Source organism: Streptomyces sp. NBC_00523 (assembly GCF_036346615.1).
Taxonomy (GTDB): Bacteria; Actinomycetota; Actinomycetes; order Streptomycetales; family Streptomycetaceae; genus Streptomyces.
Genome location: NZ_CP107836.1, coordinates 7,227,007 through 7,239,234 on the forward strand (window position 1 = coordinate 7,227,007; position 12,228 = coordinate 7,239,234).

The 12,228-nt window shown below is 69.2% G+C and carries 9 protein-coding genes and 2 pseudogenes; 5 read left to right on the forward strand and 6 right to left on the reverse strand.

What is annotated here, in order from left to right; all coding sequences use genetic code 11:
• Nucleotides 1–33: 33 nt before the first annotated feature.
• Nucleotides 34–3,732, reverse strand: coding sequence for a S8 family serine peptidase (locus tag OHS17_RS32600; protein ID WP_330315107.1), 3,699 nt, complete (start codon nucleotides 3,730–3,732; stop codon nucleotides 34–36).
• A 512-nt stretch (nucleotides 3,733–4,244) separates the two neighbouring features.
• Nucleotides 4,245–5,568 (reverse strand): annotated as a pseudogene (locus OHS17_RS32605) (ISL3 family transposase); the annotation flags it as partial.
• A gap of 68 nt (nucleotides 5,569–5,636) precedes the next feature.
• On the opposite strand from OHS17_RS32605, the gene OHS17_RS32610 reads away from it, so the two are divergent.
• The 3 genes from OHS17_RS32610 (at nucleotide 5,637) to OHS17_RS32620 (ending at nucleotide 7,373) form a co-directional block, all read left to right on the forward strand.
• Nucleotides 5,637–6,140 (forward strand): DUF6924 domain-containing protein, encoded by a 504-nt coding sequence (locus tag OHS17_RS32610; protein WP_330315108.1) that lies wholly within the window; start codon nucleotides 5,637–5,639, stop codon nucleotides 6,138–6,140.
• Nucleotides 6,141–6,171: 31 nt separating this feature from the next.
• A protein-coding gene (locus OHS17_RS32615; protein WP_443066161.1) for an IS5 family transposase occupies nucleotides 6,172–7,037 on the forward strand; the annotation gives its coding sequence in 2 pieces (ribosomal slippage) (nucleotides 6,172–6,526 and nucleotides 6,526–7,037; 867 coding nt in all).
• Between the two features lie 171 nt (nucleotides 7,038–7,208).
• A complete protein-coding gene (locus OHS17_RS32620; protein ID WP_266541730.1) occupies nucleotides 7,209–7,373 on the forward strand; it encodes a hypothetical protein in 165 nt (54 codons plus the stop codon).
• Between the two features lie 149 nt (nucleotides 7,374–7,522).
• Here the strand turns inward: OHS17_RS32620 and OHS17_RS32625 are convergent.
• The 3 genes and pseudogenes from OHS17_RS32625 to OHS17_RS32635 form a co-directional block, all read right to left on the reverse strand.
• Nucleotides 7,523–7,735: pseudogene (locus OHS17_RS32625) on the reverse strand (ATP-dependent DNA ligase); the annotation flags it as partial.
• A gap of 279 nt (nucleotides 7,736–8,014) precedes the next feature.
• Nucleotides 8,015–8,224 (reverse strand): hypothetical protein, encoded by a 210-nt coding sequence (locus tag OHS17_RS32630; protein ID WP_330315109.1) that lies wholly within the window; start codon nucleotides 8,222–8,224, stop codon nucleotides 8,015–8,017.
• Nucleotides 8,225–8,875: 651 nt separating this feature from the next.
• Complete coding sequence (locus OHS17_RS32635; RefSeq protein WP_330315110.1) at nucleotides 8,876–9,493, reverse strand: TetR/AcrR family transcriptional regulator; 618 nt, start codon at nucleotides 9,491–9,493, stop codon at nucleotides 8,876–8,878.
• Nucleotides 9,494–9,580: 87 nt separating this feature from the next.
• Here OHS17_RS32635 and OHS17_RS32640 point away from each other — a divergent pair, with 87 nt between their 5' ends.
• Both OHS17_RS32640 and OHS17_RS32645 read left to right on the forward strand, forming a co-directional pair.
• Nucleotides 9,581–10,318, forward strand: a complete 738-nt coding sequence (locus OHS17_RS32640) for an SDR family oxidoreductase (protein WP_330315111.1) — start codon at nucleotides 9,581–9,583, stop codon at nucleotides 10,316–10,318.
• A gap of 68 nt (nucleotides 10,319–10,386) precedes the next feature.
• A complete protein-coding gene (locus tag OHS17_RS32645; RefSeq protein ID WP_330315112.1) occupies nucleotides 10,387–10,911 on the forward strand; it encodes a hypothetical protein in 525 nt (174 codons plus the stop codon).
• A gap of 3 nt (nucleotides 10,912–10,914) precedes the next feature.
• On the opposite strand, the gene OHS17_RS32650 is transcribed toward OHS17_RS32645, so the two are convergent.
• Nucleotides 10,915–12,117: an IS110 family transposase gene (locus OHS17_RS32650; RefSeq protein WP_330315113.1), complete on the reverse strand. Its 1,203-nt coding sequence runs from the start codon at nucleotides 12,115–12,117 to the stop codon at nucleotides 10,915–10,917.
• Nucleotides 12,118–12,228: the final 111 nt, after the last annotated feature.

The window sequence follows — 12,228 nt, forward strand, 5'->3', positions numbered from 1 at the left end:
CTCGGGCCACACCCACCCTGATCTAGGCCCTGTTTACTTCAGGGTGATCGCCCGGATGACGTCCTGGCCGATCGTCAGCCCGCCCGGCGCCCCGGCCGTCGCCCGCAGTGACACCGACTTCGCGTCGCGCGGCGTGTTCAGGACCGTCGTCCAGCTGCCGTCACCGGCGCGCTTGAGCTTGGCGTCCTGCCAGGTCGCCCCGTCGTCGTACGAGACCTGAAGGGTGGCCGACGTGGCAGCGGTCGCCCCGTCGTACGTCGCCGAGTGCAGGCCCAGGGTGAGGCGCTTGCCCGCCTTGGCCGTGCCCTGCAGATCCGTGTCGACGTCGTAGCTCAGGTTCAGCATCGGCACATTGGCGCGGGCCGTGCCCGTCGGCAGCGGCTTGTAGTCGAAGCCCCACGTGGTGCTCGTGCTCGTGGTGCCGGGCCAGGCGGCGGTGGTGCGCTGCCCGGTCGAGACGAGCCTGTACGAGCCCGCCGTCATGTTGGAGGCACGGCCCGACTGGGCCTTGGACGTGACCAGCTGGGTGTCGCCCCGGTAGAGCGTGGTCTGCTTGGTGCCGCCGCCGGCCCCGACGTGGCCGTCATCACCGCCGGACCACATCGCGACGTTCCAGTTCAGGGCGTTGCTGCTCGTCTGGTACGGGACGTACGTGTTGCCCAGGCGCGCGGCCTGGACCGGCTTGAACCAGCCACCGTCATAGCGGCGGCCAGCGGCGTACGAGTCCGTCGAACCGCGCTCGAAGTAGCCGTCCGCCGCTCCGAGTCCGGTGTGCTGCTCGTACCAGAACCCGACGGCGCTGGTGTCGCCGGTGACGTACTCCGTCGTCGTCCGCGACCACTTCTCGTAGGCGTCACCGCCCAGACCCGCGCCCCACGCCGGGATGAAGTAGCGCCCGCCGTAGCCGAGAGTGCCCGGCGCCGCGTACACGCTGTTGTTCACGCGGGCCAGATCACGGTCGTCCGGCTTGTACGCCAGGGACTTGTCCGGGATGACGTCCTTGAACTGCTGCACCAGGTCGTAGCTGTAGTCCGGGTACTGCTGCTGCTTCACCCGCAGCCGGCCCTTCCCCGACTTCGCCTCGGAGACCAGGCGTGCGCCGTCGCCCTGCCGCACGGAGGCGACGGTGAGCCCGTCGGCGCCGGCGTAGCTCTGGTACAGGCGCCCCGGGGTGTTGTTGACGACGACCAGCAGCGTCGCGCCCCCGTCGGCGGCGGCCTGCGCCCGCTCGGCCGCGGTGACGTCGTCGGTGCGGTCGACGATCACGGCCTTGCCGCGGACGTCGAGGCCGGTGTAGTCGGCCGCCGTGCCCCGGCCCGCGTACACAGTGCGCAGGGTCGACGAGCCGTCGTGGTACGCGGTGTTCGGCTGCGCCGTCAGCTCGATGTCCCGCCCGCTGCCGGTCTCGGCGTCGAGCGCCTTCTGCCGCAGCCGCCAGTGCAGGAACGCACGCATCGAACCGTCCGACACCTTCTCCGTCGGCGCCAGGTACAGCGAGTCGTACTTGGCGGCCAGTATCCAGGAGGTGGACCAGTTGACGCCCGCGCCGTCGTCGTAGGTGCGCTGGAGGTTGAAGACGGCCTGCGTCTCCTCGCTCTCCCGCTCCGGGACCGCGTACGCCTTGCGCACCTTCGTCGCGTCCAGGTCGGCCGTGCCGGACGCGTGACCCTCACCGAGCGTGGCCTCGTCCGAGATCAGCAGCGCCTGGCCGAGCGAGTCGGCGGTGTCGCCGGGCACCTCGACGTAAGCGGTCGTGGTGTAGCGGCCGGGCGGCAGACGCAGTGTCTTCTCACCGTCGACGGCGATGAGGCTGGACTCGCTGGAGTCCGACGTGTGCAGCGCGACCTTGCCCGACAGCGGCTTGCCGTCCCGGCCCGTCAGCTTGATGGTGTAGTCGTACATCTCCGCCTCCTTGAAGAGGGCGAAGCCGGTGTGCGCGACCGCCTGGCCGGTCGCGGGGTCCGTCGCGACGACATGGCCGGAGAAGGTGGTGCCCGCGGGGACCTTCGACGGGGCGAGGGTCAGGGTCACCGTGGCGGTGCCGTGCGCGGGGACCGTCACCGAGGACTGCGACAGCGTGTACGCGTCGGCGTCCGTGTCGAGGGCGAGGGCCAGCGTGACGTCCGCGTCGCCGTCATTGCGGTAGGCGACCGTGCGGGTCTCCGTCTTCGCGTCGGCGTTCGGCCAGTCGTACGCGGCGGCCTCCACGGAGCCCGTCGCCTCGATGGTGGAGCTGACGGCCGAGGTCACGTTCACCCGGCCAGTGCCCGCCGCGTACGGCGTCTCGGCGGTCTTGTCCGACGTCGACATCAGCGCGTTCTTGATGCGCTCGCCGCTCCAGTCGGGGTGCCGCTCCTTGAGGATCGCGGCCGATCCCGCGACGAGCGGCGTCGCCATCGACGTACCGCTCATCGTCCGGTACAGGCCGCCCGTCCAGCCCGGCACCGACTGCGAGGCGGCGGCGGTCACCTCCACGCCGGGGGCGGAGACGTCCGGCTTGAGGCTGTGCGTGCGGATCAGCGGGCCCTGGCTGGAGAACTCGGCGCGCTCGTCGTTCTTGTCGACCGCGGCCACCGTCAGCGCGGAGGCGGCGGCGCCCGGGGAGCCGATGCTGCCCGGGGCGTAGGCGTTGCCCGCCGCGATGACGAACAGCGGACCGCCATCCGCGGAGAGCTCGTTCACGGCCTGCGACGTCGGGTCCGTGCCGTCGGACCCGTCGGGGGTGCCGAGGCTCATCGACACGATGTCCGCGCCCTGCGCCTTGGCCCACTCCATGCCCGCGATCGAGTACGACTCCTCGCCGGTGCCCTCGTTGCCGAGCACCTTGCCGACCAGGAGGCGGGCCCCCGGGGCCGCGCCCTTCTCCTTGCCGCCGGAGGCGGCTCCGGTACCGGCGATGGTGGAGGCGGTGTGCGTACCGTGGCCGTTGCCGTCGTCGACGCTCTGGCCGGGCACGAAGCTCGCGGTGGCGTCGACCTGCCCGACGAGGTCCGGGTGGTCGAGGTCCGCGCCGGTGTCGAGCACGGCGACCTTGACGCCCGTCCCGTCCAGACCCTGCTGCCAGGCGTCCGTGGCCTTGATCTGCGCGGTCTCGGTGGCGAGCGAGGCCTCGACCTTGCCGTCGAGCCACAGCTTGCCGATGCCGCCCGACAGGGACTTCGGGTCGGAGCCGGGCGCGATGCCCTTCCAGAACGACGTGGCCCGGCCCTTCTCGGCGCGCAGCGCCTTCGCGTGGATCGAGGAGAGCGTACGGACCGATTCGGCGCCCTTGGGCGTGGCCGGGGCCGCGGCCTTGGTCTTCGCCGAGCGGGCGGCGGCCGGGGCGCTCGCGATCACCGGGACGGTGTCCGTGTGCGCGTCGTCGTAGCCCATCGCCACCAGGCCGGTGACGTTGAACAGCCGCTCGTCGAGCTTCCCGGCGGCGAGCAGCGACATGGCCTGGCGCGGGATGACATACGTGTCGTCGCCGCGGGTCTGCACCTCGACGCCGGCGGAGCCGTCCTCGGCCGGGTCCACGGTCACCACGTCGTGGTTGCCGGGCAGGTCGGTGTAGTGCACGAGGTCACCGGTGACGAGGGTGATCTCGTAGGACTTGCCGGCCGGCCCGCTGGCCCCGGTCCGGGCGGCCGGATCGGCGTCGGCCGCCGGGGCTGTGACCGATCCCCAGCCGATGAGCGCCATGGTGAGCGCGGTGGCGGCGGGGAGGTAGCGGCGTCTGGGTATGGATCGCATGGGAACGGTCTATCCGGTCCGGAACTCCTTGCGCACCGGCGGAGGGTGTCGAGTTCCCGCCATGGCGAAGACCAGACAGCGAGGGTCTCCCGGCCGGGTGAGCGCAGGTGCCTCCCCGGCTGCCCGCGAGCGATGGTTGTCCTGCTCTTTCCGGAGTGGGTGCACTCCCCGGGTCTACGGAGTTCGCGGGCCACTTCTTGCAGCCGAGGGTTCCCGACCGGATAGAGGTCAGCCGCATCGCGACCTCGCGCAGGAACAGCGAGAAGCGCCACCGGTCTGTGGTCGGGCCGGGAGAGGGCTCCTGACGCGCATGAAGCCCCGGACCGCTTGGTCCGGGGCTTCGCAGCGTCTTCGGTCAGCGGTGTGGTCTGGCGTCCCGCCGAACCGCACGTGCGCTGGCTGGATGCGGCGCGGACGGAGGGCCGCGTGCAGCGCAAGCCGCGGGCCCGGGGTGGCCAGGGAGTGTCCAATAGACGGCTCTGCCTCACATTCGGTGGTGACTCGGTGTGGTGTTATCCGAGGAGGATGCGGTGGCGAAGGAGGGTGAAGCCTGCTCGTCCGTGCATATGGCGGGCAATCCGCTTGGTCTTGGTGTTGACGCCCTCGGTCGGTCCGTTGCTGTACGGGAGTGTGAATGCGGCGATCACAGCGTCGCGGTCTCGCTCGAGACCGTGGGTGAAGGCGTGCAGATACGGCAGATCGGCCGCGCGGACCTGGTCGACCCATGGGTCGAGTGCATCAGCGTTTTCTGGCTGAGGCTTCAGAAGTAGAGCGAAGGTCCTGATGTGGGTTGCCAGTTGGGTCAACTCGGGGGAGGCGGAGGCGAGTCGGGCCAGGAGGTCGTGGTGCTCGGCCTTGAGGTTGTCGGGCCTGGTGAGGAGCATCCGGGCGAGTCTCCGTGCGGAGATATGGCTGCGGCCGGCGTCCGCGCGGCCTTGGTTGATGTACTTGTGCAGGAGGTTGAGGCAGCCCGTGAAGCCAAGGGCCTGGATCTCTTCGAAGAGGTGCTGGACGGGGACGGCGGGGTCGTCGGCCCGGCGTTTGCGCAGGTGCTCACGGTGGGGATCGACGAGGCTGGCGCGGTATTTCGGGACGCGGAGCATCCGCTCGGGCCGGCCGGCTCGGGCATAGCGTTTGATGGTATTCAGGGCCAGCTGCAGACGGCGGCCGCATTCGAGGAGACCCACGCCCTGGTCGAGGAGGTCGTGAATCTGGTGCCAGCGCTCCAGGGTGGTCCGTGCGCGGGGCCCGCCGTACAGGGGCGCCTCCAGCACGGTGGCCCAGCAAGTGCTGTGCGCCTTGATCTCGCTCAGAGCGGCTTCGCACAGGTTGTGCCACAAATGCCAGCGGTCACCGACCTGCACCGCATCGGGCAGAGCGCGTCGGATGGCCTCGACGGACGTCGCCGAGCCGTCACGGCACACGATTTCGACGCCCAGATGTTCGCGCAGCCAGGCTTCCAGGGTGTCAGCCGTGCGGTCGGGCAGTACGTCAATCCGCTCATGGGTCTCGGCGTCGATCACCACGGTGGCATAGCGGTGCCGCCGGCGCAGAGCGAAATCGTCGACGCCGATCACGGGGCACCCGGCCCGTGGGCAACGGGATCCGCAACAGGGCACGCAGAGCCGTGTGCCGCGACAGACCTACCGCGAGTATCGCCAGCACGCGTGCCCCTGCCCGGCCCGCTAACTCTTTGGCTACCGCCCTGACCTGCGCGGTCAAGCGGGTGGTGCGTCGCTGATAACGCTCCAGCACCCCGGGCACCTGCTCGCGGAAGGTGTGACGGCAGCCGTGTGTGGGACAGACCAGACGCCGCACCCGTACGCGGACCACCACTAGGCCGTTTCTTCTGGATCACTGCCGCAGGCAGCTGGTTGTCAGTGCGGGGTGGGAGAGTCCTGGGCATGACGTTGCCGGAGAACCTTGAGCGAGTTCTGCCTGAGATCGGACGCGACTTGTTCGACGTTCTCGTCATCAGGACCGACTTCAGCGACGACGAGGCGTGGAACGCGGTGGTGAGGGAGTTGCACCTGCCGTGGGGGCCAGGCGGTGAGTTTGCCGCAGCAGTGCAGCTGGTCGATGCGCCTGCTTGGGCAGGAGCAACGGCCGACGAGGTTCTTGCCGCCGTGGTGGATGAGGAGCTGAGTGTCGTTTTCCTCGCTGACCGCGACACGATGCAGTCGCCGGTGCGGGCGTTGCTGGCTCTGTCGACCGTCTGGGAGGACGTGAGTGGCCTTGACCCCGTCTACTACCAGGAACGCATCGAGTCGCCCGAGCCTCGGGAGTTTCGAGTCGTACCCGCCGCGGTACACGGCGTCCAGGTGGGCCTGGCGCTCGGCAACGAGGACTTCGCAGAACACGCTGCGGCTGCTTCCGCAGAGCCTGATCAGGTACTGCGGCCTTTCTGATCGGTACGGCGGGCGGCCGTTGCCTCCGCAGATGCGAGTCGTTCGTTGGGGCATGTCGTTGAGTGACGCGCAGTGGGCGCGGATCGAGCCGTTGCTGCCGGATCGGACGCCGAGGCGGGGCGGGCGGTGGCGGGACCACCGGCAGGTGATCGACGCGATCGCGTTCAAGTACCGCACCGGGATTCCCTGGATGGACCTGCCTGAGCACTTCGGTTCGTGGAAGGGCGTCCACAACAGGCTGCGGAAATGGGCATCTGACGGCACCTGGAAAAGGGTCTTCACGAACCTCCTCTCCCAGGCTGATGCCGAGGGCGATCTGGACTGGGTCGTCGCGGTGGACTCCACGGTCGTTCGTGCTCACCAGCACGCGGCCGGGGCCCGTAAAAAGGGGCCCCGGCCGAGGAACCCGACCATCATGCACTCGGACGGTCTCGTGGTGGGCTGACAACGAAGATCCACCTGGCGGCCGACAGCCGATGCCGCCCGCTGGCCTTCGTAATTACCCCCGGCCAGGCTGGTGACGCCCCGGCATTCCCGGACGTGATGATGGGGATCCGGGTCCCTCGGCCGGTCGGCAGACCCCGAACGACGCCCACCGCGGTCCTTGCGGACAAAGCGTATTCGTCTCGCGCGATCCGCACCTACCTGCGACATCGCGGGATCCGGGCGGTGATCCCTCAGCCCGTCGACCAAGCAGCGAATCGCAAGCGGCTTGGCAGCCGCGGTGGGCGCCCTCCGACGTTCGCGCGCGAAGCGTACAAACAGCGGAACACGGTCGAGCGGTGCATCAACAAGATCAAACAATGGCGGGGCCTGGCCACCCGCTATGACAAGACCGCCACCATCTACCTCGCGGCTCTCCACCTGGCAGGAATCTTCGTCTGGTCAGCAAGGTGATCCGGAGGAAACGGCCTAGGTCTCTCGCTCCCTTGAATACGCCACAACAGTTTGTTCGTCTGCTCCCTCGCCCTCCCGGCGCCCTCGACCTGTCCGGGACGGGCGGACTTTTTTTCCGCCCCGCACCGCCAACGCCCTACCCCTGCACGTCCACAACTAGGAGATGCACCCATGGATGCCGTGACCCTTGCCGCTGCCGCCGTACTCGCCCTTGCCCTGCTCTGCGCCACCATCGTCTGCGTCGTCGCCATCTGCCGCGCCCACCGGGGCGACGTCGTCAACGTCGTCCGCGTACTGCCCGAGCTTGTCGCCGCTCTCCGCCGGCGCCGCCCATGAGGCGGCCCTCGGTCTGGAGAACATCGAAAGCGATGAAGTGCCCCGGCAGGGGCGGCGGCAAGAGCCTGAGCACCTCGTACGGTCGCGGCCCGGCGCTGCAGCGCGGGGAAGGAGAGCTGCCCGTTCTCGTCGAGCACGACGAGTTCGCCGTCGAGGACCAGGCCGGGCGGCAGCTGGCCGGCCGCGGAGACGAGGTCGGGGAAGCGGGACTGCAGCATCGTGCCGTTCCGCGACTGCACCAGCACCCGCTCGCCCGGAGCGTCAGGGGTGAACAGGATGGCCCGGTACCCTTCGAACTTCACCTCGGCGGCCGCGCCTCCCGGGTCTGTGCGGGGGATGGCGTCGCGGGCCTGGGCCAGCATCGGCTCCAGCGGCGGTCTCAGCGCCACATCAGGTGTCCGGATGGGCGTCCGTCTTCAAGGCCCACGCACCACCTGGACAACCGGCCGGGAGTGGAGGGAATCGGTGGCCCTTGACGTCAGTGCTCCAGTGATGGCCGGCCCCGCAGTCGCACTCGTAGATACCGCTCTCGGGCACGATCTCCCCAGGACGCCACGTTCGCTGTTCGTCACCCATGCTTCCGGTGTACGTCGCCCGGACCTATCCGGCGACTCGGGACGCCGCGTCGTTCAGCGAAAGCATCACGCCGCCTCGTACCGGTGCGCGCGTCCACCGCGCCACTGCACCCATGAGGGATCGTCGAGATGCTGTCCGGCGTCGGGCAGGCCGGCACGGCGCAGAAACTCAACGACATCGACGTCGTCGTGGGCAAGTCCGACGATCTGCCCGCGGATGGTGACCCGCCGCCCACCGGTCGCGGACGGACGGTGAATGACGATGGGCGCGCTCATACATCCAGCGTGCTCCTCTACCTCGATGTCCGCGATCCACGGTCGGGCCCAGCGCAGGGTGCGGCATGGGTTCCCCGGACGGGTCGGCGGTCCGGCCCGGCGCTACAGGAACGCCTCCTGGGGCCGTCCGTACGCGGATGCGCTGGACGGGGCGGTCGGGGCGCTGCACTCACGAGCGGGATGCGCCGGATTGACCAGGCCGGTACAGGCTGCGAGCTGATCGCCGGTCAGCTGTCCCGCCCGGGTCAGTACCGGAAGCACCGCTGTGATCGTGTCCCAGACGGCATCGAGGGCTTCGTCGGCGAGGTCGTGAAGTTCGCTGTAGTCGGCCTCGCCGTCGCCGAAGCCCAGGTGGGGGTGAGGAGCTGCGGCGAAGGCGGTGGAGTACGTCTTGCCGCGAGCACCGCTCTTTGCGCTGCTCGGCCGGCCGGATCGGCTGACTCGGGCGGCCAGTTGTGCGCCGGCCGCCTGCCGGGCGGCCCGGTCGGCAGCTGTCCGTTCTCAGATCCTCAGGATCCAGTGTCTCGTGTGTCCAACATTAGGGGTCAAGGCCCGCTTTGTAGCTGGAAGGCGTCGTGGTCGTCGTCGACCTCTCCCTTGAGGCGTTTGGGGGGAACCGGCATGGTGAACACCCAAGCTTCCGGCTGGTGCTCACGTCATGTTGCCGCGCAGCAGCGCCGTCGCCGCGCGCGTGGCGCGGGTGGCGACATCCTCGGGGGAGAGGCGGGAGCGCGTCAGGAAGTCCTCCGTGTCCAGGGTGACGTAGCCGTGGGCCAGGCCGAAGAGCTGTTCGAGCAGGAGCAGTGCTTGGGAAGGGTCGGGGTGGCCCGCCTGCCGGGCGAGGTCGAGCACCAGCGCCATCAGGTCCCGGCCGGCCCGGGCCAGGTCGGCGTCGCGCAGCGGCCTCAGCTCCCGGGCGAAGATCACGTCGAGGCCGGCGCCGCGGTCGGACACGTGGCGCACGTATGCCCCTGCGGTGGCAGCGAGCCGCTCAATCGGGTCGGGGCCGGCCGCCTGCGCGGCGGCCTCGATGGACCGGGTGAGCTCGTCGGCAGCCTGTGCCGCGACGACGGCGAGCAGCGCGTCGCGGTGGGGAAAGTGGCGGTACGGGGCGGCCGTGCTCACCCCGAGCCTGCGGGCGAGTTCGGCGACCGAGAAGCCGGCCATCCCCGTCTCGGAGAGCAGCACGAAGCTCTCAGCGATCAGCGCCGAGCGGAGATGCCCCCGGGCGGGGCGCTCACTCCCTGCCCCACTTGCTGCGTCAGGCACGCGGTCCACCTCCTTCCTTGACCAAAAGTAAGAGGCCACTTACTTTACAAGTGATAGCCCTCTTACTTCTAGCATTGGAGGCCGAGCATGACAGGGATCGACGGCAAGGTGGTGGCCATCACGGGCGCGGGCAGCGGGATCGGCGAGGCGAGCGCGCTACTCCTCGCGTCGCGCGGAGCGAAGCTCGTCCTCGGAGGGCGTCGGAGCAACCGGCTGGAAGCGCTCGGCGCCCGTATCGAGGCCAATGGCGGCACGGCCGTCTGGAAGACGACGGACGTACGTCACCGAGGAGACCTCGCGGACCTGGTGGCGTACGCCTGCGAGCGCTATGGCGCGCTCGACGTCCTCGTCAGCAACGCCGGGATCGGCCCCATCTCGCCGTTCGACGAGTTGCGCGTCGAGGATTGGGACCAGATGATCGACGTCAACTTCCGAGGCGTGCTGCACGGGATCGCGGCAGCGCTCCCCGTGTTCCGCAAGCAGGGTACGGGGCAGTTCGTCAACGTCGTCTCGACCGCAGGGCTGCGCATCGTGCCGAACCAGGCTGTCTACGCGGCGACGAAGAACGCGGTCCGCACCGTCTCCGAGGGATTGCGCCAGGAGGCCGGGCCCGACCTGCGGGTCACCATGATCTCGCCCGGCTACGTCGCCACGGAGTTCCTCGACTCGGTCACCAGCCCCACCGTCAAGTCACAGACCCCGGCGGTCGACCCCTCCCTCTCCCTCTCCCCCGGCGACATCGCCCGCGCTGTCGCCTTCGCGATCGAACAGCCGTCGAACGTTGACATCGGCGACATCGTCGTCCGCCCCACGGCACAGAGCTGACGCCTCACGAGTCTTTCTGAGTGATTCCCAATGATGGTTGTCAAGCAGCGGGCCGTAGGCTGCGGCCCATGGAATCGTTGATCGCTGCCGTCCGTGAGCAGGAAGAAGTTGCCCGTTTTCTCGCTTGGCCGGGTGACTTCGACCTTGACCGAGGCGATCATGTCGAGGAAGTGCACCTCGCCTCGGGGACCAGGCTTGAGGGGTTCGCCGGCGACGGTGCCGGCGGCACGTTCTTCTTCTGCGGTGAAGGCGGCGAGGAACGTCCGATCCTCTATGCCGACTCCGAAGGAGGTGTGGCTCTGGTTGCCATCGGCCTGGCCGAGCTGGTGCGGCTTTCGCTGGTCGTCCCGTGGTGGCGCGACTGCCAGGCGTTCACGGACGAGGAGAGCCGCGAGCTGGAGGCTGAGTATCTGGAGGACATACCGGACCTCGCGGCCAGGAGGGACCGTGCTGCCGCAGCCCTTGGCCTCGATCTTCCGGGTCAGGCCGAGGTCCTGGCGCGCTTGAGAGAGGTGGCCACCCAGCTGGGGGAAGACTTCGTTTTGATCTTCACGCCGGAGGGACACCCCTACGAGCCGCTCTTCACAGTCTGAGGCTCAGGCCGCGGCGAGCCGCTGGGGAGGCTGAGCCTCGAAGGTTCGCTGATCGCGTATGAGGGCCCATAGGACGTCGAGGCGCCGCCGAGCGAGGGCGAGGATCGCCTGCTTGTGGCTCTTGCCCTCGGCCCGTTTGCGGTCGTAGAAGGTCTTCGAGGTCAGGCAGAAGCGGGCTGCGATCTGGGCGGATAGGTAGAAGACGCGCAGGAGTCGGCGGTGGTAGCGGTGCGGCCGGCGCATGTTGCCGCTGATCCGGCCTGAGTCCCGTGGGACAGGTGCCAAACCGGCGACTCCGGCGAGTCGGCCCGCGGTCCCGAAGGCGTCCATGTCTCCGCCGGTGCAAGCGATGAACTCCGCCCCCAGCAACGGGCCCATGCCAGGCATGCTGAGGATCACCTCAGCATGCCGGTGTTCTCGGAAGCGTGCCGCGATCTTTGCATCCACGGCGGCGATCTCTTCGTCCAAAGCCAGGACGGACCGGGCCAGGGTGTTCACCACGGCGGCGGCCGTGCTCTCCCCGGCCACGGCGGTGTGCTGGGCCTGCGCCGCGGCGACGGCCGCATCAGCCAGGGCCTGGGCGCCTCGGACTTTGCGGTTCTTCAGCCACGTCGCGAGCCGACTCGGACCGACCCGGCGCAGGCCGGCCGGTGTCCGGTAGCCGGTCAGCAGCACGAGTGCGGCCTTGGAGGCGGCGTAGTCGAAGGCCCGTTCCAGGGCCGGGAAGTATTCCAGCAGCTGGGCCCGCATCCGGTTGATGGCGCGGGTGCGGTCGGCGGCGAGGTCGTAGCGGCGGGCGGTGAGAATCTTCAGGTCCACCGCGATCTCGTCCCAGTCCTGCAGAGGCTGCAGGTCCCGGCGCATCCGTGCCTGATCGGCGATGACGTAGGCGTCTTTCGCATCAGTCTTGCCGTCCCCTCGGTAGCCACGGGAAGCGTGGTGGACGGTACGGCCAGGAATGTAGAGCAGCCGCTGACCATGGCCAGTGAGCAGAGCAATCAGAAGTGCACCCCCGCCGGCGTTCAGGTCGATGGCCCAGGTCACCGGGCTGTCCTCGGCCAGTGCGAGGACGTCGCCTATCAGCTCCAGAAGCTCCGGCTCGTTGTTGGGAACACGGCGCGAGAGGACCTTCGTGCCGTCCGTGTCGATCACCGTGCAGTGATGCGCGGCCTTGCCGGCATCCGTCCCCGCCCAGAGCTCGGGCACCCGAGCCTCCCTCGTCGATGGGTTGACTGGTCCCTGCAGACGACCACGCCGACGTGTCCTTACGAAGCGATCTCTGTTCGCTTATCCCAATGAGTGGCCGTGTCGTCGCGG

Coding starts and splice junctions, on each gene's coding strand:
- OHS17_RS32600 (WP_330315107.1), bottom strand. CDS start 3,732: ATGCGATCCATACCCAGACGCCGCTACCTCCCCGCCGCCACCGCGCTC.
- OHS17_RS32620 (WP_266541730.1), top strand. CDS start 7,209: ATGGATGCCGTGACCCTTGCCGCTGCCGCCGTACTCGCCCTTGCCCTG.
- OHS17_RS32640 (WP_330315111.1), top strand. CDS start 9,581: ATGACAGGGATCGACGGCAAGGTGGTGGCCATCACGGGCGCGGGCAGC.
- OHS17_RS32645 (WP_330315112.1), top strand. CDS start 10,387: ATGGAATCGTTGATCGCTGCCGTCCGTGAGCAGGAAGAAGTTGCCCGT.
- OHS17_RS32630 (WP_330315109.1), bottom strand. CDS start 8,224: ATGAGCGCGCCCATCGTCATTCACCGTCCGTCCGCGACCGGTGGGCGG.
- OHS17_RS32610 (WP_330315108.1), top strand. CDS start 5,637: ATGACGTTGCCGGAGAACCTTGAGCGAGTTCTGCCTGAGATCGGACGC.